Origin of the sequence: Methylobacterium sp. Leaf88 (assembly GCF_001422795.1) — a bacterium.
In the GTDB taxonomy this organism is placed as follows: Bacteria; Pseudomonadota; Alphaproteobacteria; order Rhizobiales; family Beijerinckiaceae; genus Methylobacterium.
Map to the genome: position 1 here is coordinate 3,652 of NZ_LMMK01000006.1, position 26,204 is coordinate 29,855.

The 26,204-nt window shown below is 71.8% G+C and carries 12 protein-coding genes; all 12 read left to right on the forward strand.

Annotation, left to right across the window (positions count from 1 at the left end):
• Positions 1-804 precede the first annotated feature (804 nt).
• The 12 genes from ASF20_RS03985 (at position 805) to ASF20_RS04040 (ending at position 25,526) form a co-directional block, all read left to right on the forward strand.
• Complete coding sequence (locus ASF20_RS03985) at positions 805-1,221, forward strand: hypothetical protein (RefSeq protein WP_056217965.1); 417 nt, start codon at positions 805-807, stop codon at positions 1,219-1,221.
• A 225-nt stretch (positions 1,222-1,446) separates the two neighbouring features.
• Positions 1,447-2,064, forward strand: a complete 618-nt coding sequence (locus tag ASF20_RS03990) for a hypothetical protein (protein ID WP_056271082.1) — start codon at positions 1,447-1,449, stop codon at positions 2,062-2,064.
• A 661-nt stretch (positions 2,065-2,725) separates the two neighbouring features.
• Positions 2,726-3,562: an alpha/beta hydrolase gene (locus ASF20_RS03995; RefSeq protein ID WP_056271085.1), complete on the forward strand. Its 837-nt coding sequence runs from the start codon at positions 2,726-2,728 to the stop codon at positions 3,560-3,562.
• A gap of 373 nt (positions 3,563-3,935) precedes the next feature.
• Entirely contained in the window at positions 3,936-5,594 is a 1,659-nt protein-coding gene (locus ASF20_RS04000; RefSeq protein WP_056271088.1) for an FAD-dependent oxidoreductase, read from the forward strand.
• Between the two features lie 173 nt (positions 5,595-5,767).
• The gene (locus ASF20_RS04005) at positions 5,768-8,293 is read left to right on the forward strand and encodes a response regulator (protein ID WP_056271090.1); all 2,526 of its coding nucleotides are present in this window, start codon (positions 5,768-5,770) and stop codon (positions 8,291-8,293) included.
• A 714-nt stretch (positions 8,294-9,007) separates the two neighbouring features.
• Positions 9,008-9,751 (forward strand): cellulose biosynthesis protein BcsS, encoded by a 744-nt coding sequence (bcsS, locus tag ASF20_RS04010; protein WP_082487015.1) that lies wholly within the window; start codon positions 9,008-9,010, stop codon positions 9,749-9,751.
• Positions 9,752-10,048: 297 nt separating this feature from the next.
• Positions 10,049-12,469, forward strand: coding sequence for a UDP-forming cellulose synthase catalytic subunit (bcsA, locus tag ASF20_RS04015; protein WP_056271093.1), 2,421 nt, complete (start codon positions 10,049-10,051; stop codon positions 12,467-12,469).
• Between the two features lie 11 nt (positions 12,470-12,480).
• Positions 12,481-15,015, forward strand: coding sequence for a cellulose biosynthesis cyclic di-GMP-binding regulatory protein BcsB (locus ASF20_RS04020; RefSeq protein WP_082501159.1), 2,535 nt, complete (start codon positions 12,481-12,483; stop codon positions 15,013-15,015).
• Positions 15,012-16,286, forward strand: a complete 1,275-nt coding sequence (locus ASF20_RS04025) for a glycosyl hydrolase family 8 (protein WP_056217992.1) — start codon at positions 15,012-15,014, stop codon at positions 16,284-16,286. Before ASF20_RS04020 ends, ASF20_RS04025 begins: the two co-directional genes overlap by 4 nt.
• Positions 16,271-18,268 (forward strand): hypothetical protein, encoded by a 1,998-nt coding sequence (locus ASF20_RS04030; RefSeq protein WP_056271095.1) that lies wholly within the window; start codon positions 16,271-16,273, stop codon positions 18,266-18,268. The genes ASF20_RS04025 and ASF20_RS04030 overlap by 16 nt, the downstream gene beginning before the upstream one ends.
• On the forward strand, positions 18,265-19,260 hold the full coding sequence (gene bcsN, locus ASF20_RS04035; RefSeq protein ID WP_056271098.1) for a cellulose biosynthesis protein BcsN: 996 nt from the start codon (positions 18,265-18,267) through the stop codon (positions 19,258-19,260). Before ASF20_RS04030 ends, bcsN begins: the two co-directional genes overlap by 4 nt.
• 323 nt (positions 19,261-19,583) lie before the next feature.
• Complete coding sequence (locus ASF20_RS04040; protein ID WP_082501160.1) at positions 19,584-25,526, forward strand: DUF3320 domain-containing protein; 5,943 nt, start codon at positions 19,584-19,586, stop codon at positions 25,524-25,526.
• Positions 25,527-26,204: the final 678 nt, after the last annotated feature.

A 26,204-nucleotide genomic window follows, 5' to 3' on the forward strand; every position in this document is an offset into this window, starting at 1 on the left:
CCCGGCTCGAGATCCCGTTGCACGCGGCCGGTCCTTCCGAGCCCCGGCCACGGGCGACGGGCCCACGCCCCTCGACCTTTGGGTGACGGCGCGCGGCATGCCCCGCGCGCCCGAACGCGTTTTCAGATGGAGCCTTCGAAACCATGTCCAAGTTCATGAAGGCGGTGACTTATCTCGCCGCGGCCGCAGCCCTGGTCACGCTGATCTTCGTCGTATTCCAATCCACGAGCATGCTGGCGGGCTCCTGAGACCTGTTCCTCGCTCTGTGGGGACAGCGCTCCGAGAGACCCGAGAGCCCCTCGGTCCGGACCGGCGCAAGCGTCGGATCCGCGAGGCGTTCCCGGTCGGACGGCGCGCCGGACCTCGCCCGATCATCGCAGATCACGCCAGGGCATTCACACCATGGCGTGCCGCCTGACGCGCGGGTGAAGGAACGGTCCTGTCCTGATCCGGGTCTCGGCTTCCAAGTCGGAACCCGGAACTCTCATGCGCATCTTGGCATGTGCTGCTTCGCTTCTCAGGACGAATCTCAGACTTCAGGCTGCGCCGATCAAAGGATCGCGATCCCCGCACAGCCTTGTTCGGCCAGTGCAGAACAGAGGTACGCTTTATGTGGTCGGCCAGAGCTAGACCCGGGGCGGTCCTTCCGCGGTTTCCCACGGCTTTGGACCCGCTATAGGCTACGATACCTATCTGGGTGGGAACGGCTACTGCCCCTGTGACGTGTTGAACCATGGTCGGCATTGGAACGCGCCAAGCTCGGGGCTGTTATGAGCCTACATTCCACACGATAGGAGAGATCGCATGCGCAAGCTCGCACTGGCATCGACGGCCCTGCTCGGACTCGGCCTCCTGGCATCGGCCCCTGCCGAGGCCCGCGGCTGGGGCTACGGCGGCGGCTACGGCCACGGCGGCTACGGTTACGGCCACGGGGGCTACGGCTATCGCGGCGTCGGCTTCCGGGGCGGCTACGGCGGGTACCGGGGCTACGGCGGCGGCTACGGTCGCGGCTACGGCTACCGTCGCGGCATCGGCCCCGGCGCAGCCATCGGCCTCGGCATCGCGGGCCTCGCGGCCGGCGCCATCGTGGCGAACAGCTACGGCGGCTACGGTTACGGCTATGGCCGTCCGGTCGGTTACTACGGCGGCGGTTACGGCTACGCACCCGCCTACGGCTACGGCGGTGGCTATGGCTACCCGGCCTATGGTTACGGCTACTGATCCGAGTTGGTCGCGCCGGACGTTCGCCGGTGAGATAACAGACTGACAGATCGATGCGTCCGGATTTGTCTCCGGGCGCATCGAATTTCGCGTTCTTAGAAGCTACAACGCTGCACAAAACGTTCTTTGTTTTGACTTGAAGCGAATATTGACGGGTAAATACGTTTTTTTATTGAACTTGTACATTATATTGACGTTGGTGGGAGCATTTCATTGAGGAATCCCATGCAACGTTTCAAGATGATCGGCGTTGCCGCCGCATTCTCCCTCCTCGGCTTCGTCAGCACGGCGGCCTTTGCCCAGGAGGGAGGTCCCTGCAGCGACGACATCGCCAAGCTCAAGCGTGAACTCGGCACTCAGGTGGGCATGGGCGCCCCCGTATCCCAGCCGGACACCGGACAGCAGAAGGGCCCCAGCGCCGCGTCGGCCGATCAGACCTCCGGCACCACGGGAAGCACCGCCAAGCCTGGAACCGCGGAGACGGATCGGGCGCAGCAGGGCGGCGCCTCCCGCGAGAGCGGCGGCTCCCCGGGCACGGTAGGGGGTGTCGCCGGACCGGTCGCCGCGGCGGCCGGGAAGGGTCCGGCGAATTCGGTGGCGAACGGCCAGATCGCCACGTCGCCGGCCGATGTCCGCGCGCAATCCGAGAACAAGCCGACCGCCGCGGCCGAGGCATCAAAGGGCGGCGAGGCGTCTGCCTCCGCCAGTCTCTCGTCCGAGGACAAGGTTTCGCAGGCCAAGACCGCGTTGCAGCGCGCGACCGATCTCAATGCCAAGGGCGATACCTCCTGCCGCGACGCGGTCCAGCAGGCTCGGGCGCTGATGCCGCAGCAGGGTCGCTGAGGGTCGGAACCGAACGAGACCCGGTGCCCGCACCGGTGTCTCCCCGTTCAAGCGTTCCCCGATGGCGCGTTCCGGTCCCCGGTTCGCGCCATCGCCGCGTGGACGATCCTCCTGCCCAAGACCTCCTGCCCAAGACGTCCTGCCCAAGACGTCCTGCCGAAGACCGGAGCCACCGATCGAACGAGCCGGAGCGGAGCCGCACGCGGTCCGCCGGTACGGCGCGCCGTCCGGGTCCCGGCACCATGACGCATTCGTCCAAATCGCGCCGCAAATCGTCAAGCCCGGTCGACCACCGGGCGCCATAGCTCATGGCATCCCCGACGCGGTCGCTGGTCCTTCGGCGCGCCCTCGGGTCACGATGATCGAGAGCCGCGACCGATGCTGCTACCCGCAACGCCTCTGCCCGGCACCGGCCCGGCGGCCGACCCCACCGGGCGCCGGATCGGCGTCTCCACGCTGTCGACCTGCGCAGCCCCCGGCCGTCGTTGCGAGGCCGGCCGCGCCGACGGTCCCGGTCTCATGGACACGCGGCTGATGCTCACCCCTTCGGGAAGCCGCTGAGGCGGCCGGCCCGCGACCACGCGACGGGATTCCCGACGCGCGTGGAGCCAGACCGCCATTCACCGCGACGATCTTTCTCTCTGAGACCGGGGCCATCGCCATGACCTACGTCACCACCCAGGACGGCGTCGAAATCTTCTTCAAGGATTGGGGTCCCAAGGACGCCCAGCCGATCATGTTCCATCACGGCTGGCCCCTCTCGTCCGACGACTGGGACGCCCAGATGCTGTACTTCCTGCATCAGGGCTACCGGGTCGTGGCCCACGACCGGCGCGGCCACGGCCGCTCAACGCAGGTCGACCGCGGCCACGACATGGATCACTACGCCGCCGACGCCTTCGCGGTGGTCGAGGCGCTCGACCTGCGCAACGCCGTCCATATCGGCCATTCCACCGGGGGCGGCGAGGTCGCCCGCTACGTCGCGCGGCACGGCGAACCGGCCGGGCGCGTCGCCAAGGCGGTGCTGGTCTCGGCGGTGCCGCCCCTGATGCTGAGGACCGACGCCAACCCCGAGGGCCTGCCGCGCGACGTCTTCGACGGCTTCCGGGCCGCGACCGCCGGGAACCGCGCGCAGTTCTTCCTCGATGTCGCGGGCGGTCCCTTCTACGGCTTCAACCGCGACGGCGCGACGGTGCTTCCCGGGGTGGTTCGGAACTGGTGGCGACAGGGCATGATGGGCAGCGCGAAGGCCCATTACGACGGGATCAAGGCCTTCTCGGAGACCGATCAGACCGAGGATCTCAAGGCCATCGGCGTCCCCACATTGGTGCTGCACGGCGAGGACGACCAGATCGTGCCGATCGCCGACGCGGCGCTGAAGTCGATCAAGCTCCTCCGGAACGGGACGATCAAGACCTATCCGGGCTACGCGCACGGCATGCTCACGGTGCATGCGGAGGTCCTGAACGCCGACCTCCTCGCATTCGTGAAGGGCTGACCCCCGAACGTCCTCTCCGAGAGCCGCCGCCCTGTGCGCCACGCGGTCCACGACCGTGCCACGGCGGGGGAGGGCGGGGCGGGAGCGGTTCCCCCCACCGGGATCGGAGGCTGCCCCGGGACGCCCGCCCGCCCGCCTCCGTCCCGCCGGGGCGCGGCCCGTGGTTCGGCGGTGTTCGGGGCGGCGGTCTTCGGCGCGCGCCGCGGGCCCCCTTCGCTTCACGCGACCAGCATCGTCGTGCATCAGTCCCGGCTCGAGGCACAGGCGCCCAGAGGGTTCGTCCAAGACAGCGCCCGATCCGATGCCTTCGGGGCGGATTGCCCCCTGCCGCTTCGGCCGTGTCGGCCCGTACGGCGTGATGGAGTGCTCCGACATGAGCGACACGGCCCTGACGACGGGGATCGACGGCGACGAGCGCGCCGCACAGACCTTCCCGCGCCTCGACGACGAGATGGCGCAGCGCGTCGCCGGTTACGGACGAGAGGAAACCCTGCCGGCGGGCACGGTGATCTTCGCGCGCGGTCAGCGGCGGGTGGATTTCTTCCTCGTCCGGTCCGGACGGATCGAGATGTTCGAGACCGACCACGCCGGCCAGACGACCGTGTTCACCGTGCATACCGAGGGCCAGTTCACGGGCGAGCTCGACCTCTTCAACGATCGCGAGATCCTCGTCTCGGGCCGCACGGTGAGCGACGCGCGGGTGGTGCGGATCGACCGCGCGGCCTTCCGCCGGCTGGTCACCGCGGAGCCCGATATCGGCGAGATCATCATGCGGGCCTTCATCCTGCGCCGGGTCGGGCTGATCCGACACGGGCGCGGCGGCGTCGTCCTGATCGGCCTCGGCCACCAGCGCGAGACCCTGCGCCTGGAGCGATTCCTCGTTCGCAACGCCTATCCGCACCGCATCCTCGACGTCGCCCTCGACGGGGCGGCGCGCGAAGCGCTCGACGGCTTCGGCCTGACGGAGGCCGACCTGCCGGTGGTCCTCGCGCCGGGCACGGCGGTCCTGCGCAACCCGAGCAACGCCGTGCTGGCCGATATCCTCGGGCTGACGGAGACGATCGATCCGGACCGCGTCTACGACGTCGCGGTGATCGGCGCCGGGCCGGCGGGCCTCGCCGCAGCGGTCTATGCCGCCTCCGAAGGGCTCGACACCATCGTGGTCGAGGGCTTGGCGCCGGGCGGTCAGGCGGGCACGTCCTCGAAGATCGAGAACTATCTGGGCTTTCCGACCGGCATCTCGGGTCAGGCCCTGGCCGGCCGGGCACAGGTCCAGGCCCAGAAGTTCGGGGCGCGGCTCGCGATCTCCCGCATGGCGGCCGGTCTCGATTGCCACGGGCCGGCCTTCCGGGTGCTCCTGGAGGATGGGACGGCCATTCCCGCCCGCGCGGTCATCGCCGCCACCGGCGCCCGCTACCGGCGGCTCGACCTGCCGCGCTACGCGCATTTCGAGGGGCAGGGCATCCACTACGCGGCCACCGCCATGGAGGCGCAGCTCTGCACCGGCGCGGAGGTGATCGTGGTCGGCGGCGGGAATTCGGCCGGGCAGGCGGCGATGTTCCTGTCCCGCACTGTGGCCCGTGTCCATCTCCTGGTGCGGGCCGAGGGACTCGCCGCGACCATGTCCGACTACCTCGTCCGCCGGATCGCCGCGTCCGCGCGGATCACGCTGCACACGCGGACCGAGATCAGCGCGTTCCACGGCGACGACACGCTGACGGCGGTGACCTGGACCGACCGGTCGCGCGATTTGAGCGTGACCCGGGCCGTCGGGAACGTCTTCCTGATGATCGGGGCCGTGCCGAACACCGGATGGCTCGCCGACTGCCTCACCCTCGACCCGAAGGGCTTCGTGCCGACGGGGTTGCGACCCGACGGGGCGCCCGCCACGTCGCCCTACGCCACCACCGTGCCGGGCCTCTACGCCGTCGGGGACGTGCGCGCGGGCTCGGTCAAGCGGGTGGCCTCCGGGGTGGGCGAAGGCTCGGTGGTCGTGCAGGCGGTTCACGGCTTCCTGCAGCCGGAGCCCTGATCGGTCCGGCCGCCGGCCGATTGGCCCGACAAGTATCGCCGGCCGAACATTTGATCAGCGCGAGGCGCCAACTGAATTTAAGGAAAAATTAACCATCCTATCCCCACAGGTTGTGGGGCCCGTCCGTCTGGTGTCGCGTATCGGGAAGTGAAGGCAGCGGAGCGATCAGCGGCATGTTGGGATTGGATCGCGTTTCTCTCAAGTCCGTGGCCGCCTTCCAGGCCGGCACGGTCGTGGTGCTCAGCGCCGTCATGGTCTGGAGCAGCCTCGCGCTGACCAGCCCGCCGCGCGGCGCCGGGCCGGATGCCGCTCAGGTCCGTCGCACCTCCGAGGCGTTCGCCGGCGCCCTCGACCGCAGCCTCTTCGAGGTGTCGCAGGACCTGCGCACCGCGGCCGTGGCCCTTCGCCAGACCGGCACCGGCCTGATGGATGCCGATCCTCAGGCCGTGCTGCGTGCCTGGGCCGACCTGCGCCCGGCCTATGCCGACATCCTCCTGGTCAGTGCCAACGGACGCGTCCGGGCCGCCGGCCACGAGGAGATGATCGGCCGCGACGTCTCGGGACAGCCCTGGTTCGCCGGGGCACGGAATGCCTCCACGGCCCTCGTCACGGCCTCCGCGACGCCCCGGGATCCCGTCCCCTTCGAGGTCGCGATCCCGGTCGCCGGATCGGGCGCCCGCAACGCCGAGTACCTCGTCGCCCGCCTCGCCGACACCTGGCTCGCCGATCTCCGCAGCGGAATCCTTCGCGCGCAGCCCGCCCCGGATTCCCCCCTCGCCCTCACGGTCCTGGCGCCCGACGGCCGGGCGCTCGTGAGCGGCGCCGCGCAGCCGAGCGCCGACGGGAGCGCCCGCACCGTCGAGCACGCCACCCCGAGCGCCGGCTACGGCGACCTCGGCCCCTCGGGCTGGCTCGCGGTCGCCCGCACGACGGAATCCCGCGGCGCCGGTCTCGGCCTGCCGGATCCGCGCCTCTGTGCGCTCTGGCTCGCCGCCGCCCTGCTCGCGGCGGGCCTGGCCTACGCCCTCACCGGGCGCCTGACGCGGCGCCTGGCCCGGATCACGGAGGCGGACGGCGAGGCGATCGTGCCATCGCGGATCGCCGAGTTCCGGGCGAGCGCCGAGCACCTGACGGCCCGCGAGCGCAGCCGTGCCCGCGCCCTCCAGGAGGCCCGCACCGCCCTGGCGCGGGTGCGCGAGCGCCTGCGCACCTTCGAGGCGATGTCGGGCTGGACCTACTGGGAGATCGACACCGACGCCGGCAACGTCACCTGGGTGGATTCCACCACCCCGGGCGTCGCGGCCACCACCGACCGGGCCGTCGCGCTGACCGACCTGACGGACGGCATCAAGCCGCAGGATCGCGACCTGATGCGGTTCACCATGCAGGCCGCCCTGGACGGGGAGGGCCCGCACGACGTGGTTCTGCGCCGCGCCGACACGACGGACAGCCAGGAGACGCGTCGCCTCCTCGTCCGCTTCATCCGCGGCAGCGCGGAGGTCTCCGCCCCCGGCGCGGCCCGCCTTCACGCCCTGAGCCGCGAGATTCCCGCCGGCCTGGCCGGCGGGGAGACGGGCGCGCAGGACGGCACGGCCCCCTCCGACGGCAGGGCACAGGCCACCGAACGGCGCGGCGAGGGCATGCTGCGCCAGGTCATCGACGGCGTGGTCGACGACTTCAACAACCTGCTCACCGTGATCAGCGGCAATCTCGGCACGCTCAAGCGCCGGTATGGCCTCAACCCGGATCAGGTGCGCCTGGTCGAGGCCGCCCTCGCGGGCGCGCAGCGCGGCTCCAGCCTGACCCGCCGCCTGGTCCGGTTCGTGCGCCGCGACGACGCCACCCTCCAGGAGACGGAGATCGGGACCGCCCTGACGGCCTTCGTGCCGTTCCTCAGCGCCAACGTCCTGAACCAGGCTCCGATCAAGCTCCGGGTCCGCTCCGGGCTCGCGCGCGCCCAGTGCAGCGAGTCCGTGCTGGAGGCCGTGCTGCTGAACCTCGCCTTCCACGTGCGCGATCTCGGCTCCGAGGGCTTCGCGATCGGCGCCGACGAGCGGGTGCTGTCCGAGGAGGATGGGATCGCCCTGCGCCCGGGTCGCTACGTGCGCCTGGTCCTGGCCAGCGGAACGCCGGCGCGGCTCCCCGCCCCGGCGAAGCCGGCCGGAGAAGAGCGCTCCACGGCCGCCGTGGCGAGCCTGCTCAGCGGCATCGGCGGCGGCTTCCGCCTCGTGGCCGACGGACGCGGCGACTCCGCCTTCCTGGCCGAGATCTGGATCCCCGCCAGCGAGGCCCCGGCCGAGGCCGGCCATGAGGAGACGGCCACGGTCCAGCCGCGCCTGCGCGTCCTCCTCGTCGACAGCGACACCCTGGTCCGCGAGAGCTTCGCCGAGGCGCTCACCGATCTCGGTCACCGCGTCACCCAGGCCGGCTCCGCCGAACATGCGCTGACGCTCCTCGATGCGCCGGAGGGCTTCGACGTCATGATCGCCGACCAGCGCATGCCGGTGATGAGCGGCCTGCAGCTCGCCGCCACGGTGGTCCAGCACCATCCCGGGATCCGCATCGTCCTCGCCGGCCCCCAGGGCCACCTGCCGGAAAGCGCCCGGGCCTTCCTGCAGATCGAGAAGCCGTTCCGCTACGGCGATCTCGCCGCCGTGATGCGCCGGGCGGCCCGCGACCCGGCCGCCAAGGCAGCCTGAAGGCAGCCTGAAGGCCGCCACCCCCGCCGTCGGCCGACCCCGGGGCCGCCCGCACGGAATGCCCCCCCGTGGCCGGCCCGCTCCCCGCCCCAGGGGGCAGGGGGCGCGACGCCGGGGGGGGACCCGGACGTCGCCGCGCTCGCCCTGCGAACCGAAGCCCCTCGGTCCCACAGGCTCTTCGGGCCGCGCGCAGCGGCTCCGGATGCGGTGGCGGCGCCGAGGGCGGCCGCGAGGGGACAATCCACAGGGCCATCCTCAGAAAAATTCGGGCCCGCATCGGCAGCCCTCGCAGCGCATGAGACCGCCGTTCCAAGGATCGGCAACTCCGTCTCGGCGGCGCTCCGGAGACGGAAACCCGCGACGGACCCGCCCGACCACGCGCATCGGTTGCATAATCTTGAAAAGTTCGCAGCCTCGACTTGCCCGAATGTTGTTGGAACAGCCTCAAACCGACGGAGATCACCCGACGCTTCTTTGTGCGCCTGCTCATTACATGACCATTGTGATCAGAAATTCTTCAACAATACACCGTCGCCAAGAACAACATATGTTGCCCGAAAGCACATCCTCGGCATTGGTGACTTGCGAGATCCAGCTTTCGCGGTCGCGTTAAGATTCAATTAACCCAGAAGGTCGATGAATTACCGCGAGCGGACGCCGTCGATCTCCATCCATCGCGCGCGAATGCCTCAACGGAACGGATCATCCGCCTCGATGTCGCGCCTCGCCTTCCTCGCCTTGCCCCTGGTCCTGGGCCCCTCGCACGCCGCCGTCGCCGCGGACTGGTACACCGGTGCGGAGCCGGTGATCCTGGACGAGAACTGGACGGTGGCCGTCGACGCCTCGGTCGCGGTCACCTCCAACAGTTCCGCCTTCGGCTCGGCGACGGGCACGATCGCCACGGAGGGCACGCTCCTCGAGAGCGGCCCCCGCCTGCGCGTCGAGGGCGTCGCCGGCACCTACAGCTATCCCGGGCAGAAGGTGGGCCAGCGGGTGACGGGCTACCAGCAGGAGGGGGCCCTGTCGGGCGGCTACGAGTGGATCTGGCGCGATGCGGCCCTGGCCGGCTTCGTCGGCTTCAACGTGCGCAGCAACCAGCTGTCGATCCTCGATCCGGGCAACCCGGTCGTCGGAACCGGCGTGGGCGCCAAGTTCGCGGCCAACTTCTATGCGCGGCCGACCGAGAACACGATGGTCTCGGCCTACGGCTCGTACTCGACCCAGTTCAACGCCTACTACTCGCGCTTCCGCGTCGGGTACATGGTCGCCGACGGGGTCTATATCGGCCCCGAAGCCATGTTCCTCGGCGACAACTTCTTCAATCAGTACCGCATCGGCGGACACCTGACGGGATTTTCCTTCGGCCCGATCAAGATGGCCGTCGGAGTCGGCTACGTGAAAGACCGCATCCAGGGCAGCGGATACTACTCGACCGTCGAAGCGAGAACCGCTTTTTAGACCAGTGTTCAGGCTTTGTTAGGCTCGATTGCGTGCGCGTGACCGCCAGTCACGTTTTTTCATATGTTCCATCTTACAACAGTTGAGCGCGTTCAATCCCGGACATGCACAAGTCCTGCGACATGTGGCCGGACTTCTGTTGGCAGGCAAATCGCTCAGGTGTTTCACAGGTATTGCGCCATCCCGTTCCCGCACAGGTTGCGACCCTGAAGGCCCGCTGGGCCCAGGTCGGTCCCGGAGGAACGCGGGCGAGGCGGATTGCGGAAGGGCAGGCTCGTGGCAAGTGCATTACGTTGGATGGCCTGGATCGCGTCGGCCGCTGCCGTCCTCGTCCTGCTGAGCCAGCCCGTCAGCACGCAGGACCAGCTGATCATGAGCCTCTGCGCCATGGCGGCGATGGTGGTGCTGTGGGTGTTCTTCGACAACCAGCCGGCGCGCTTCGTCTTCCTCGCCCTGGGAAGCCTCGTCGTGCTGCGCTACATGTTCTGGCGCGTGACGAACACGCTGCCCTCGGTCGGCGACCCGGTCAGCTTCGGGTTCGGACTCCTGCTCCTCCTGGGCGAGCTCTACTGCGTCTTCATCCTGTTCGTCAGCCTGACCATCAACGCCGACCCGCTCCGGCGCGCGCCCCCGCCGATGGCCGCCGCCGATGATCCGGAGGCCCTCGACGCGCTGCCCACCGTCGACATCTTCGTGCCGAGCTACAACGAGGATGCGGGCATCCTCTCGGTCACCCTCGCGGCGGCCCGCCTCATCGACTATCCCGCCCACAAGCTGACGGTCTGGCTGCTCGACGATGGCGGCACCGACCAGAAATGCGCCGATCCCGATCCGGCGAAGGCGCAGGCCGCGATGCGGCGGCGCATGGAGCTCCAGGCCCTGGCCGGATCCCTCGGCGTCGAGTACCGCACCCGCGCCCGCAACCAGCACGCCAAGGCGGGCAACCTCAACAACGGGCTCAAGCACTCGCAGGGCGAGATCATCGTGGTGCTCGACGCCGACCACGTCCCGTTCCGCTCCTTCCTGCGCGACACGATCGGGTACTTCGCCCAGGACCCGCGCCTGTTCCTGGTGCAGACGCCGCACGCGTTCCTGAATCCCGACCCGATCGAGCGCAACCTGCGCACCTTCGAGCGCATGCCCTCCGAGAACGAGATGTTCTACGCGGTGACGCAGCGCGGTCTCGACAAGTGGAACGGCTCGTTCTTCTGCGGCTCGGCCGCGCTCCTGCGCCGGCGCGCCCTCGACGAGGCGGGCGGCTTCTCGGGCGTCACCATCACGGAGGATTGCGAGACCGCCTTCGAGCTGCATGCCCGCGGCTGGAACAGCATCTACGTCGACAAGCCCCTGATCGCCGGCCTGCAGCCGGAGACCCTGGAGGCCTTCATCGGCCAGCGCTCGCGCTGGTGCCAGGGCATGTTCCAGATCCTTCTGCTGAAGAACCCGCTGTTCAAGGGCGGCCTGCACGCCATCCAGAAGGTCGCCTACCTGTCGAGCATGACGTTCTGGTTCTTCCCCGTGCCGCGGCTGATCTTCATGTTCTCGCCGCTGCTGCACATCTTCTTCGACCTGAAGATCTTCGTCGCCAGCGTGGATGAATCCATCGCCTATACGGCGACCTACGTCGTCATCAACCTGATGATGCAGAACTACGTCTACGGGAAGTTCCGCTGGCCCTTCGTCTCCGAGCTGTACGAGTACGTCCAGGGCCTGTTCCTGTTCCGCGCCATCGCCTCGGTCATCGTCTCGCCCCGGCGCCCGACCTTCAACGTCACCGCCAAGGGCACGACCCTGGAGCAGGACCACCTCTCCGCCCTGGCCTGGCCGTTCTTCGCCGTCTACGGCCTGCTGCTGCTCGGCTGCGCCACGGCCCTCTACCGCTACCTGTTCGAGCCCGGCGTCACCAACCTGATGCTCGTGGTCGGCCTGTGGAACTTCTTCAACCTGCTCATGGCCGGCGCCGCCCTCGGCGTCGTGGCCGAGCGCCGGGTCACGGAGGCGAGCCCGTCCCTGGCGATCAACCGGCAGGGCCGGATGATGCTGGCCGGCCGCGCCCTCGACGTCGCGGTGGACCGCGCCTCGGCCGTCGGCTGCACCGTCCGGTTCGGGGCCGACGTCCTGCCGTTCGGCACCGGCAGCACCTACCGCACCGGCCAGCTCTCGGTGCAGCCCCTCGACGGCGCCCCCGCCGGCGGCGTGCTGCCGTTCGAGGTCGGGACGATCGCCCATGCGGGCGACGACGTGGTGGTGACCCTGCGCTTCCAGCCCCTCGACGCGCAGGGCTATGCCGGCCTCGCGAACCTGATGTACGGCGATGCGGGCGCGCTGCTGCGCTTCCAGCAGAGCCGGCGCCGGCACAAGAACATCGTCTCGGGCACCCTCCAGCTGATCTGGTGGGGCCTCGTCGAGCCGTTCCGCGCCTTCAGCTACCTGTTCAAGCCGCGCCCGCAGGCGGCGCCCGCCCCCACCACCGACACGGCCCTTCCGCGCACCCCGCAGCGGGCGCCGCTCCTGCCCGGCGGAAGCCCCGGCGGGGCGGAGGCCGCCCGGCCGCGCCCGGCCGAGAATCCCCTGCCGGCCCGGCCGAGCTTCGCACGCAGCAACGACGGCGAGCCGGGCACCGACTGGGTCCGCCTGATGCTGGAATTCGAGAACGATCGCCTGCTCGGCGGGGCGGCGGGCGGCGGGCGCGGCGCCGACCTGCACGCCCGGTCGTGAGGGAGGCTCGCATGCGTGTCACGACGATCACCCGCGGGCTTCTCGCGCTGGCCCTGGTGGGCGGGGCCACGGAGGCCCGGCCCCAGAGCTTCATCGGCGCGGGCCCCGCCGAGCGCTTCTCGGTCCCCCCCGCGGGCGACGCCCTGCGCCGCGCGGGCGAGCCCGGGCGCGGCCCGGCGGCCGCCGTCGCCCCGGCGCCGGCTCCGGCGGTCCGGGAGGGCACCCTGGCGACCATCGGGCCCGCCCGGCGGCTGCCGGCCACCACCGGCGGGTTCCGCCTGGAGGGCGAGGAGGACGTCCTGCGCTTCCCCGTCTACGTCACGGAAGCGCAGAGCCGCGGGCGTCCCCGCCTGCGGGTGTCCTACCTCTCCGCCATCTCGGTGGCGCCCGAGACGTCGGAACTCGTCGCCAGCGTCAACGGCGTCGTGGTCGGCCGAACCCGCATCCAGGCGCCCGGCGCCGTCAAGGTGGTGGAGTTCGAGCTGCCCGAGGGCAGCCTGAAGCTCGGCTACAACGCCATCGATCTCTCGGCGAGCCAGCGCCACCGGGTCGATTGCTCCCTCAACGCGACCTACGAACTCTGGACGCAGATCGATCCCTCGCGCTCCGGCCTCGTGGTGGCCCCCGTGGCGGCCGCCGGGATCGAGCTGAAGGATCTCGCCGCGCTGGAACCCGACGACGGCGGTGCCCTGCCGGTCCGCGTCGTGATCAACGACAAGCCGAGCCTGCCCCGCCTGGAGCGGATGTTCCACGCCATCGAGGCGATCGGCCTCGTCGGGCGCATCGCCCGCCCGGTGGTGGAGTTCGGCTCGGTGATGACCGGCCGGGCCGGGATCAACCTCATCGTCGGCACCGCGGCGGAACTGCGCGGCACGCCGGACCTCGAGGCCGTCGGCCCGATCACCGGACCCAAGCTCGCGATGCTGCCGCCGCGGGAGGACCGGGCCCCCGCCCTCGTCGTCAGCGGCACCAGCTACGACGAGATCGAGTCGGCGATCGCGACCCTGGCCCGCGGCACCGAGCCCTACGGCACGCCCCGCGGCCTGAAGGCCGCGGCGCTGCTGCGGGGTGCGCCCCTGGAGAGCGGCGACCGGATCACGCTGCAAGCCCTCGGCGTGGCGACCCGGGAATTCTCCGGACGCCTCCTGACCACCCGCTTCGACGTCCAGCTGCCGCCGGACTTCCTGCCCGCCGATTACGGCAAGATGCTCCTGAACCTCTCGGGGGCCTACGCGTCCGGCCTCTCCTCCGAGGCGCGGATCCTCGTCGACCTCAATGGCCGCAACGCCGCCAGCGTGCCCCTGCCGCAGACGCGGGGCGAGGTCTTCGAGAACAACACCATCCCGCTGCCCCTGGGCCTGTGGCGGCCGGGCCTGAACCGGGTCGAGATCTCCGCGCAGGTGCCGACGCCCGGCGATGCCACCTGCGCGGCGAGCACGGCGGACGCGAAGCGCGAGCGCTTCCTGTTCCTCGACCGGACCACCGTCAGCGTTCCGAACCTGGCCCGTGCCGCCCGGATCCCGGATCTCGCCGCCACCACCAGCGGCGGCGCCCCCTTCCTGGAGGATGGCAAGCGGCCGCGCCTCGTGCTGCCCGTTCTCGATCGCGACACGGTGGCGGCGGGCGCCATGATCGCCGCGCGGCTGGCGAGCGCGGCCGGGCGGGTGATCGATTTCGAGCTGGCCACCGAGGCGCAGAGCGGGACGGGACCGACCCTGATGGTCGCGCCCGTCCGCGCCGTGGCGCCCGCGACCCTGACCGGGCTCGGCCTCGATCCGGAGCAGATCCGGCGGATCTGGGAAGCCCGCGCCGAGACGGCCCGTCCGGCGGGCCAGTCCGGCTCGGTGCCGGCCCCGACCCTCGATCGCCTGCGCCGCAACGTGCCGGCACGCTGCAGCCTGCCGGATCTCAGCTTCCGCGTCGCCGGCCCGGCGACGCCCCGCGGCGCCGGACCGGACGCCGCCGCCGGAGACCGTGCGGGCCGGGCCCCCGCCAGCGACGGCGACCTCGTGACGAAGTGGGACGAGACCCTGCGCGCCCGCCATCCCCTGATCGAGGCCGCCGACGGCCTCGTCGAGCGGGCCTCGACCACGGTGCGGGGCCTGCTCGGCGAGACGCGGACCTGGATCGATGCGGAGGCCTCGGAGCGGGCCTCCGCCGTGCCGCCCCGCGCCTCGCTGATCCTGGCCCAGGCCCTGTCCAGCGGCGGGATCGGCGTCGACGACACCACCACCCTGATCACGGCGCCGAACCCGCTCCTGCTCAAGGCCTCCGTAGCCTGCCTCATCGATCCCGGGGTCTGGTCGCGGATCGGCGGGCGCTTCGCCTTCCTGGACGCCGCCGACGGCCGCCTGGACACGGTCGAGCCCGACACCGTCCGCATCGTGGAGACCCGGCCGCCCTCGGTCTGGAACCTCCGGCTCGTGCTGGCGGGCTGGCTCTCGATGAACCCCGCCGTCTACGCGACGCTGGCCCTGGTCCTGGCGCTCTGCCTCGGGCTGACCACCGCGCTCATGGTCCGCAACGTCGGCCGGAGGAATGCATGAGACGCCCGCTCCGGACCGTCCGCGGCGCGGCCCTCGCGGCCGCCCTGACCACGGGCCTCGCGACCGGCTTCGCCGCCGGGCCGGAGGCCCGGGCCCAGGGCGGGCCGGAGGCCCGGGTCGATGGCCGACCCGCGCTGATGCCCGCCGGCTCGCTCCGCGATCCCCAGCCCCGTGATCCCGCCATGCCGGACCAGCCGCGCTCCGTTCCCCCCGCCATCGCCCTGCCGGCCGCGCCGCAGGTCAAGGACGAGTCCGCCCGTGCGGCCCAGCCCCTCGTCGGAAGCCTGAAGGACCAGGACGGCTGGCGCCTCTACCGGTCCCGCTTCGTCACCGAGGCCGGGCGGGTGGTCGACACCGCCAATGGCGGGATCAGCCACAGCGAGGGGCAGGGCTACGGCATGCTGCTCGCCGTGGCGGCCAACGACAGGCCCACCTTCGAGCGGCTCTGGGGCTGGACCCGCGCCAACCTGATGGTGCGTCCGGATTCCCTCCTGGCCTGGCGCTGGGAGCCGGCCAAGCGCCCGGCGGTGGCGGACATGAACGACGCCACCGACGGCGACATCCTGGTCGCCTGGGCGCTGACGGAGGCCGCCGAGGCCTGGGACGATGCCGGCTACCGCGTGGCGGCCCGGCGGATCGCCGTCGAGGTCGGCCGCCGGACCATCCTGTTCAAGGACCGGAACGGGGCGCTGCTGCTGCCGGCGGTCACGGGCTTCTCGGCTGGGGAACGCGCCGACGGTCCCCTGATCAACCTGTCCTACTGGGTCTTCCCGGCCTTCGCGCGCCTGCCCCTGGTGGCTCCGGAATACGACTGGGACGCCCTGACCCGCAGCGGCTTGCGGCTCCTGCGCCGCGCCCGCTTCGGCAGCGCCAACCTGCCCACCGAATGGATCTCCCTGAAGGGGGACCAGCCCCGTCCCGCGGACGGCTTCCCGCCGCTCTTCTCCTACAACGCGATCCGGATTCCCCTCTACATGGCCTGGGCCGACGTGGGACGGCAGGAGGATTACGCCCCCTTCGTCGCCCTCTGGTCCGGGCCGGACCGCGAGCGCCTGCCCATCGTGGACACCAGCGACGGGCGCACGGTCGAGTGGCTCGGCGAGAGCGGCTACGCGGCCCTCTCCAGCCTGCTGCTCTGTACCGTGAAGGGAACGCCGCTCCCCGAGGGCTTCGGCCAGGTGCAAGGCACCGAGAACTACTATCCGACCACGCTGCATCTCCTGGCCATGGTGGCCGCGCAGATGAGGGGACCCTCATGCTTGAAGCGTTAGCGCGCCGGCGGCGCCGTGGCCCCGCGCCCCTCGGCCTCCCGATGGGCCTCGCCCTCGCGGCGCTCACCCTCCCGGCGCTCACCCTCCCGACCCTGGCCCAGGGCCCCGGCGGCGAGGATGCCAGCCGCGCGCCCGCCATCGTCGTCGACCCGACGGGATCGGCGGCCAACGGCATGGTCGACGAGAGCGCCCTGCGCTACTACGCGGCGCAGAAGCAGACCGCCCGGATGAAGGCGGAGGCCGCGCGGCTCAAGCAGCTCTACCCGGGCTGGACGGAGCCCACCGACCTCGACACCCTGCAGCCGAGCCCCCCCGAGGAGGCCCCCCTCTGGGATCTCTTCACCGCGGGCCGCTTCGACGACCTCTACGCGGCCATCGCGGCGCGGCGCACGCTGGACGGGACCTGGCAGCCCTCGGACGAGCTGGCGCGCAAGCTGCGCCGCGCCGGGTTCCGCAGCCGCCTCAAGGGACTCGCCGGCGCCAGGCGCAACCTCGACGTCGTCGCCCTCTACCGCGCCGATCCCAGCGCCCTCGACCCCAGCGACGTCGAGAGCCTCTGGATCGTCGCCGACGCGCTGGCGGCCGAGGAGGCCACGCCACAGGCCTACAACCTCTACAAGTCCGTCTTGGATACCAGCAACGACACGGGCGCCCGCCTGGCCACCATCCAGAAGGCGATGTCGAACCTGCCGATGGCCGCGGCCGAGCAGCTCATCGCCCTCGGCCGGACGGATTCCGACGGCAATTCCGAGTTCCGGCGCATCGCCATCGACATCACGCGCGCGCGGATCGTCGCCTTCCTGCACGACGAGGCCGCGCACGAGCCCACCACCACGGATATCGCCGTGTTCCAGGCCCAGGCCCGCAAGACCGGCGACCCGCGGGAGACCGGTCTCCTCGGCTGGTACGCCTACAAGCGCCAGCAGTTCCGCGAGGCGCTGGACTGGTTCAAGCTCGCGATCAGCCGCGGCGGCGACGCGATGATCGCCCACGGGCTCGCCCATTCGCTGCGCGCGGTCGGCATGACGCGCGAGGCCGAGGAGGTGGCCTATGCCTGGCGCGACAAGTACGTCGGCAACAGCATCCTCTTCATCGAGCTCCTGGAGCGGAAGCTCACCCAGGCCAATCCCGTCTTCATCGACCTGGACCGGATCAACCGCTACGCAAAGGTGACCCTGGCCTCGAGCTCCGGGGAAGGCGCGCAGGCGCTGGGCTGGTACGCCTACAATTCCTGCCAGTTCGACGCCGCCCTGGAGTGGTTCCAGCACGGCATCGCCTGGCTGCCGAGCGAGTCGACGGTGCTCGGCTACGCCCTGGCGCTGCAGCGCCTGAAGCGCACGCGCGAGTACCTCGAGATCGTCAACCGCTACGACGGGCTGTTCCCGAAGGTGGTGGACCTGCTGTTCCGCGAGGGGCCGGAGGGGCCGCCGCTCGCCTGCAGCGTCGCGGCAGCGCCCCCGGCCGGCGCACGCCAGCCCGCGGCGCCCGCCGCGACGGTCGTGCTCGCGAACACCGCCCGCGCCCCCGCCGCCTACGGCCGCGTGCCGAAGCCCGACATCTCGGCCAACGGCGCGGTGCGTCCCCTGCCGGTCCTGCGCAGCGAATTCCCGCTGTCCGTCGCCGCCGAGAACCCGTTCCGCTACCTGCCGGCCGCCCTGGCCCGGCAGGTGCCCGAGCGGAGTGCCGGCGGCGTCCTGGCCGAACCCGCGACGGGTGCGCCACCCCTGGTCGCCCGCCGGGTGCCGGGCGCCGGGACGATGCCCTACGAGCGCTACGGCTTCGCCCTGCTGCCGGGCTACAACGGCATGACCCAGGCCTCCACCCTGACCGATCCGCCCGCCGGCACCCAGTGGCAGGACCAGCAGGCCGCCGGCGCCAACGGCCAGACCCGCTCGAGCCGGGAATCCGACCGCTTCGGCATCCCGGGATCGCAACGCGCCACCTTCATCGAGGCCGGCCCCACCGCCGGACAGCAGCCATGAGTCGGATACGGCATTCCGCAACCGCGGCGGCGCTGGCGGCGCTGGTGGTCCTGCCCTCGCCCCCCGCCGCCGCCCGGCCCGGCCGCGCGGCCCTCGAGCTGCCGGGCGCCGGCCCCGTGTCGGACGTGGCGCAGAATTCGTTCCGCGACGGCTTTTCCCAGCGGATCACCTTCCGGGACGATCCGCGCGGCGTCGCCGAGGTGAGCGTGCGCAGCGGGGAGGGGGGCTCCGGTCCCGCCCTCGCCATGGCCAAGCCGAGCCGTACCGGGATCGCGGCCGAGTTGCGGGCGCGCTTTCCCGGCGAGACCATGCGGGTGGTGACCCAGGCGCACCGCAACACCCACGGACCGGTCGGCCTCGCCCTGGGCATCGACTGCCTCTACGCCTGGCAATGGATCGACCTCGGCGGCGATGCGGCGCGGAGGCGGCCGTCCTCCCTGTTCGGCAGCGATCCTGGCGCGCCGGCCGCCTCGGTGCGGATCAAGCTCTGCCGCACGGTGACGGCGACCCTCGCCGACCTGACCCGCGCGGTGGAATCGATGCGGCTCTCGGCGAATCCCGCCGATGCGCCCCGCCTTCAGCCGGAGACGCTCGCCCGCCGGCCTGCGCCAGCGCGCCGGCGCGAGGCGGTCACCCGGTCGACGGGGACGCCCCGCGAGACCGCGCCGGGATCGGCGACCGCGCTCCGTCCGCCCGGCCCGATGGAACGGCCCGGCTCGGAGAAGCGCCCGGAGGCCTCGACGCGCCGCATGGCCTCCGAGCAGTCCGGCGAGACGCAGCGCTACCTCGTGCCGGGGCCCGGTGCGGCGGCGCCCGCGGTGCCGGTTCCGGTCCCCCCGGGCGAAGGTCAGGCCCCGCGCTACATCACGGACGCCGCGCCGGCGGAGGGCGCCGCCGCGATCACGGTCCCCAGACCGGCGCCGAACCGGGCCGAGGTCGAGGATCTCATGGCCCGCGAACTCCCGGCACGGGCCCTTCGGCCGCCGCCCTGAGGCGGATCCCGGATCGGCCCACCGCCGCGATTTCTACCCGGGCTGCACGGGAGCGTCGGAGCGTCCGCCGGGGAGGGGAGCCGCGCCCGAGCCTGTGCGATTCCCCCCTCCGTCGGGTCCCGCCCGGCGGCGACGGCCCATGCGATCTGTGATTTTCCCGATCCTGCGCACCTGCAACCTTGAATACCCATGCCCGGCGCGCGAAGAAACGGTCAGCAGGGGTGGTGGGTTACGGATATGGCCCGGGTCGACGCGTGCGGTGTTCCTTCGGGCCCGGTGGGCCCCGCCTCGAACCGTGGGCCTGCCGGCCGCGGGATCGCCGCATGAGCCGCGCGGCGGATGCGCCCGGCGCCGAGGCAGCGGTGCCGTCCGGTCTTCGCCCCGCATCCCGTCTTCGCCTCGCCTGCACCGCCACGGACCACGTCAGCCTCGCCTATTCGGCGAGCGCGATTCCGGTCATCCGGGAGATCGCGATCGCCAACGCCACGGAGGCCGATCTCGTCGACCTCCGGCTGCGCATCGAGAGCCGGCCACCGGTGGCGGGCCCACTGACGCTGCGCATCGACCGCGTGGCCGCGGGTTCGAATTATCGGGTCGAGACCCCGTCCCTGCCCCTCGATGCCGGCCTCCTCGCCCCCTGCACCGAGGTCGGCCGCCTCGCCCTGACGGTGATCCTGGAGGATGCGGAGGGCGAGCGGGGGCGGACGGTCGCCGAGATGCGCCTGCTGCCGCCGGCGCACTGGGGTGGCGCCCGGAGCGCGCCCCACCTCCTCGCCGCCTTCGTCCGACCCGACGATCCGGCCGTCGACGCCGTCCTGCGCGCGGCCGCCAGGAAGCTCGGCGTGGCGGGCCGCGCGACCACGCTGGATGGCTACGGGCGCGGCGGCAAGGTCCGGGCCTGGGACCTCGCCGGGGCGATCTGGGCCGCCCTGGCCGACCATCGCCTCGCCTCCGTCCTCCCCCCGGCGCGCTTCGAGCAGGCCGGACAGACGGTGCGCGGTCCGGGCGAGGTGATCGAGGACCGGGTCGGGACCTGCCTCGACCTCTCCCTGCTCTACGCCGCCTGCCTGGAGCAGGCCGGCCTGAACCCGGTGCTGGTACTGACCGTCGGCCACGCCTTCGTCGGCGTGTGGCTCCAGGACGAGGGCTTCGCGAGCGCGACGATCGACGACCGGCAGCACCTGCGCAAGCGGCGCGATCTGCAGGACCTGATCCTCGTCGACACGACGCTGCTGACGCAGGATCCACCGACGACCTTCCGGGCCGCGGTCGATCACGGCGCCGGGCTGGTGGAGGACGGCGCTCCGGCGGCCCTCGACATCGCCATCGACATCCGCGGCTGCCGCCGGCGCGGCATCCGCCCCATGGATCTCGGCGGCCGGGGCAGGGAGGCGGCCCCCGGTTCGGTCGAACCGCTGGACCAGCCCCTCTCGGAAGCCCCCGCCTTCGACGAGGCGGAGCGCCCGCGCCTCGACGCGGCGCCCGAGACGCCGGTCGGTCGCCTGGAGCGCTGGAAACGGAAGCTCCTGGACCTGTCGCTGCGCAACAAGCTCCTGAACTTCAAGCCCGGCAAGGGCGCCATCGCCCTCGCGGGCATCGATCCCGGCGCCCTGGAAGACGGCCTGGCGGCCGGGCACGCGTTCCGGCTGACGCCGGTCTCCGACGGGCCGGCCGGGTCCGAAGGCGCCCTGGCCCGGAACGAGATCCCCACCACCGCGACGGAGGCCGATCTCGACGGTCGCCTGCTCGATCTCTATCGCCTCGCCCGCAGCGGGTTCGAGGAGGGCGGGGCCAACATCCTGTTCCTGGCCATCGGGTTCCTGTCCTGGACCCGCAAGGCGGACGAGGCCGCCCACCGGGCGCCGCTGCTGCTGGTCCCGGTCACCCTCCGGCGTGCCAGCGTCCGCGCCGGCTTCCGCCTGGCGCTGCACGACGACGAGGCCCGCATCAACCCGACCCTGCTCGAGATGCTGCGCCAGGACTTCCGGCTGCGGATGCCAGATCTGGAGGGCGACCTGCCCCGCGACGCATCCGGCATCGACGTGGACGCGATCGTCCGGAGCGTCCGCGGCCACACGCGCGACCTGCGCGGCTGGGAGGTGGTGCCCGACATGGTGCTGGCGACCTTCTCCTTCACCAAGCACCTGATGTGGAAGGATCTCGTCGACCAAGGCGACTGCCTCACGCGCAACCCGGTGGTGCGCCACCTCATCGAGACGCCCAAGCACGCCTACGGCGACGGGACGCCCTTCCCCGATCCGTCGCAACTCGATCGGGACCATCCGCCCGAGACGGTCTTCGCACCTCTCTCGGCGGATTCCTCGCAGCTCTCCGCCGTCCTGGCGGCCGCCGGCGGCAAGGACTTCGTCCTGTTCGGGCCGCCCGGCACCGGGAAGAGCCAGACCATCGCCAACATGATCGCCCAGTGCCTGGCGCAGGGACGCACGGTGCTGTTCGTCTCGCAGAAGACGGCCGCCCTCGAGGTGGTGCAGCGGCGCCTGCAGGAGGTCGGGCTCGGCGATTCCTGCCTGGAGGTGCATGCCACCAAGGCCCAGAAATCGGCGGTGCTCGGGCAGTTGCGCCGGGCGTGGCACGCGCGCGCCGCGCCTGCGCAGACAGAATGGCCGGGCGCCACGCGCGCCCTCGCGAGCCTGCGCGCCGAGCTGAACGGCCTCGTGCAGGCCCTGCATCGGCGGCGGGAGAACGGGCTCACGGCCTACGAGGCCTTCGGACGCGTGATCGCGGCGGGCCCTGACGCGGAGAGCCTCGTCCTCGCCTGGCCCGACCACCGGGCCCACGAACCGGACACCCTCGCGGCCCTGCGGGCGGCCTGCCGGGACTTGCGCCCCGTCCTGGCCTCGGTGGGTCCCCTGGCCGACCATCCGCTGCAAGGTATCGTCGCCACCGAATGGTCGCCGGTCTGGCGCGACGGCCTGGGCGCGGGGATCGCCGCCGTCATCGAGTCCCTGACGGCCCTGCGCGCGAGCGGACAGGCCTTCGCCGCGGCGATCGGGCTCCCGGCCCTGCCGGCGACCGAGGCGGGGATCCGCGGCCTCCTGGATCTCGGCAGCGCGCTGATCCGTCCCGAGGCCGCCTGCGGAGGCGCCTTCCTGGCGGATGCCGCCGGCGACCTGCGCCGGGCGGTGGCCGCGCGCGACCGCTTCCAGGCGACCCGGGCCGCACTCCGCGGCCGGCTCACCGGCGCGTACCGGCCCGGCCTCCTCGACCAGGACCTGCCCGGGCTCCTCGCCGAGTGGGTCGCGGCGCGCGGCGCGAACTTCCTCGTCCGGGGCGGGCGCCTGAGGAAGGTCCTGCTGCAGGTTCAGCCCTATGCGGAGGGCGCATTGCCGGAGGATCTCGGGCCGGACCTCGCCGGCCTGATCGAACTCGCCCGGCACGGGCAGGCCGGCCGGCCCGAGGAGGCGGCCCTCGCCCGGCTGGGCCCGCCCTGGAGCGACCCGGAGGGGCCCGCCGCCGACTTCGCGCCGGCCATCGCCTGGGCCGAGACGGTAGCGCGGCTCCTGCCCCGCCTCGGGCCGTCGAGTCTCGGCCCCGAGCGCCTGCGCGACCACGTCGTCCGGCTCGTCACCCATCCGTCCCAGGGCTGGGAGGCGGGTGGCTCGCGTGCGGAGGCCTACGCCGCCTTCGCGCAGGATCACGCCCGGACGCGCGACGCGACGACGGCGTTGGCCCGCCGAGCCGGGCGGGGCGATTCCGAGACGCCGCCGGCCGCGGAGGCGGACTGGATCGGCGCCGGCCTCGCCCGCGCCCGGCGCTGGGCCGCCGGGCTCGGACGCGCCCAGGGCTGGTGTGCCTGGCAGGGCGCGGCCCAGGCGGCGCGCGGCCTCGGCCTCGGCCCCTTGATCGAAGCCCTGGAGGCGGGCCGGATCAACCCCGACGCCGCCGAGGCGGCGTTCGAGATCGCCTATGCCCGCTGGTGGATCGACCGCGTCGTCGGCGACGACCCGGTCCTGCGGGGCTTCTTGCCGGAGCGCCACGAGGACGCGATCGCCCGGTTCCGCGCCGCGGATGCCCGGGTCGGCGACCTCGCCCGGCAGGTCGTCCGCGACCGCCTTGGGAGCGGTATCCCGGGTCCGACGGCCTTCGGGAACGACCCCGAATGGGGCACGCTCTCGCACGAGCTGACCAAGAAGCGGGCACAGATGCCCCTGCGCAAGCTGTTCGGCACGATGCCGAACGCCCTCGCGCGGCTCACCCCCTGCGTGATGATGAGCCCGCTGTCGATCGCCCAGTACCTGCCCCCCGATGGGACGCCGTTCGACATCGTCATCTTCGACGAGGCCTCGCAGATCGCCCCCTGGGACGCCATCGGGGCGATGGCGCGAGGCCGGCAGGTCGTCGTCGTCGGCGATCCCGAGCAGCTTCCGCCGACCAGCGTCGGCGACCGCGCCGGCGACGACACCGAGGACGGTGGCGACATCGCGGACCAGGAATCGATCCTCGATGCGTGCCTCGCGGCCAACCTCCCGCGGCGGGCCCTCGACTGGCATTACCGCAGCCGCCACGAGAGCCTGATCGCCTTCTCGAACGCCCGTTACTACGGCGGCCGCCTCATCACGTTTCCCTCGCCGGTGACCCAGGACCGGGCGGTGCGCCTGACCTTCGTGCCGGACGGCGTCTACGAGCGTGGAGCCGGCCGCGTGAACCGGCCCGAGGCCCGCGCCGTCGTCGCCGACATCGTGCGCCGCCTGCGCGATCCGGATTTCGCGCGGGCGCGGCGCTCCCTCGGCATCGTCACCTTCAACGGCGAGCAGCAGCGGCTGATCGAGAACCTGCTCGACGCGCAACGGCGATCCGATCCGGAGCTGGAGCCGTACTTCGATCGCGACCGCTGGCACGAGCCCGTCTTCGTGAAGAACCTCGAGACCGTGCAGGGCGACGAGCGCGACGTCATCCTGTTCTCGGTCGCGGTCGGCCCCGACCCGGGCGGCCGAACGGTGAGCACGGTGTCCTCCCTCAACAAGGAGGGCGGCCATCGCCGCCTGAACGTCGCCATCACGCGGGCCAGGCAGGAGCTCGTGGTCTTCGCCTCGATCCGGCCCGAGCAGATCGACCTCGGCCGCACCCGGACCCGCGGGGTGCGCGACTTCAAGCACTTCCTCGAATTCGCCGACCGCGGGGCGCGGGCGCTCGCCGAGGCCTTCGCGCCCACTGGCGGAGAGGTCGAGTCGCCGTTCGAGGCCGCCGTCATGGCGGCGCTGCGGGCCAAGGGCTGGACCGTGCACGCGCAGATCGGCGTCTCGGGCTTCCGGATCGATCTCGGCATCGTCCACCCCGACGCGCCGGGGCGCTACCTCGCCGGCATCGAGTGCGACGGCGCCACCTATCATCGGTCCGCGACGGCCCGCGACCGCGACCGTCTGCGCGAGCATGTGCTGACCGATCTCGGCTGGCGCATCCGGCGGGTCTGGAGCACCGCCTGGTGGAGCGACGCAGCCGGCGCACTCGCGCAGCTCGACCGGCGCCTGCGGGAGGACCTGGAGGCCGACCGCCTCGATGCCGTCGAAGCCACGGCGGAGAGCGATCCGATCGCGGCACCCGTGCCCGACGCCCCGATCCTGACGGACTCTGCGGATTACACGACCGCTGCGGCGACGACGCGTGCTCCGAGCCCGACTCCCGTTCCGGAGGCGGACGACGCGATGCCGGCCCACCGGCTCGACGCCGGGCTTCCCCCCACGCCTGGACCGCCGCCGATTCCCACGGTGGCGCGCGATCCGACGTACCGTCTCGCGGACCCGGCCGATCTCGGCCTCGCCCTGGAGCCCACGCGCTTCCATGACGCCGCCTACCGCCCGATCCTGGCGGCCCTGGTGGCGCACGTGCTCACTGTGGAGGGGCCGATCTACGAAGACGTGCTGCTCCGGCGCGTGGCCCGCGCCCACGGCCTGCAGCGGGTGGGCCCCCTCATCCGCGAGACGATCCTCGAACAGGTCCCCGCCTCGGTGGCCCGCATCGACGATGACGGTCGCGCCGTCCTGTGGCCACCCCACGACGAACCGCGGGCGCGGCATCCCTACCGGGTGGCGCCCGCCGGCCTGCGCAGCCATGCGGACACGCCAATGCCGGAACTCGTCGGTCTCGCCGAATCGGTGGCGCCGGGCACGTCCGAGGTCGAGCGCGCGCGACTGATGGCCCAGGCGGTCGGTCTGTCGCGAGTGGAGGCGGCGACACGGGTCCGGTTCGCGCGCGCATGCGAACGCGCCGCGGCGGGCGCGCGCCGTGACAAGCCGTCCGGAACCTGACGGGGCTGCCGCCGCGAACGCCATCGGCCCGGCCTGGCCCGCGCCGTTCACGACGATCGCGGGTCAGGTCCCTGCGACGGGAGCTCGGGGCCTCGGGCGTGCGCATCCTGCCGAATCGGCGGGCGCGGAGGCGGCCGAACGGGGGGCGTCAGCCGGAGCGTGGCCCGACGACCGGAGGAATCACCCCGGACCCTGCGCCAGGATCAGGACATCGCGCCCGCACACGCTCGAAATGCGACTCCATCAATGTTCGATTTCCGTCCACCTGTCCCGGCGACAGATTGTGGGCGTGGATCAAACCTCTTGCCGCTCCGATGTCCCGTGGATTATGTCGCATCGCAACAAAAGGACCCTGCCGCGATCCGAAAGCATGCTCCTTTCTTCTATGAAGCAACAGCCGTATTGAGCCTGACCCGCGATCCTATATTTAGCCAACTTCGCTTTATGGCCCCGAGACAACCGTTAATTGTCGCGCGAACAGCAATGCCGAAGGGTGAGCAACGCCGGTCGCCGCGGAGAAAACGTCGATTGTCCGGCTCGCGAATAATTGGCTTGGTTTCTGCTTCATTAGGAGAGATAGACGTGCACCGGATCGAAATGGGACGGATTTGTCCCGTTTCGCTTCAGCGCCACGGGCTGATGGGAATCGATGTCTGCTTATTCTGAGGGCACTGTCAC